Consider the following 464-nt stretch of genomic DNA (forward strand, 5'->3'; position numbering starts at 1 on the left):
ATATTTCACTTCCGTACCCAGCACCGTCTCGGAGCCGGAGGATTCAAATCCCTCCGGCGGAGTCTGCTCCTGCTCACCAGCCCGGAACACCACCGTGACACCGGATATGTTGGTATTCCCCTCAGTGTCCAGCACCGGCGTACTGTTCAGCAGCACGCTTTTTAAGCCATCCACCGGACCTTCAATCGGCCCTTCGCTGATGGCATCGATCACACTCAGCAACTGCGTGGACTTCAGGTTGTCCTTCGCTTCGCGCGGGGTATGCCCCTTACTGCTTCCTTTACCCATTCCTCACGCTCCATAAATGACAAAACCGCCCGCAGGCGGTTTCACATAAAACATTTTGCATCAGCGACCAATCACCACAACCTGACCACCGTCCCCTTCGTCTGCCGTGCTGATCTCCTGAGAAACCACGCGTGACCCCACGCGCATTTCCCCGTACAGAACAGGCAGAACATTGC

At 56.2% G+C, this 464-nt stretch carries 2 protein-coding genes; both read right to left on the reverse strand.

Translation table 11 applies throughout. The features are described 5' to 3' along the window. Window positions 1–288, reverse strand: a 288-nt coding sequence (locus CBF90_RS16315; RefSeq protein WP_069287281.1) for a phage tail protein, incomplete at its 3' end; no start/stop codon positions are given. Between the two features lie 60 nt (window positions 289–348). Then, window positions 349–464: phage tail protein (locus CBF90_RS18650; RefSeq protein ID WP_072253416.1), on the reverse strand; the 116-nt coding region annotated here is incomplete at its 5' end.

This window comes from Microbacterium sp. AISO3 (assembly GCF_002204305.1).
GTDB lineage: Bacteria > Actinomycetota > Actinomycetes > Actinomycetales > Microbacteriaceae > Microbacterium > Microbacterium arborescens.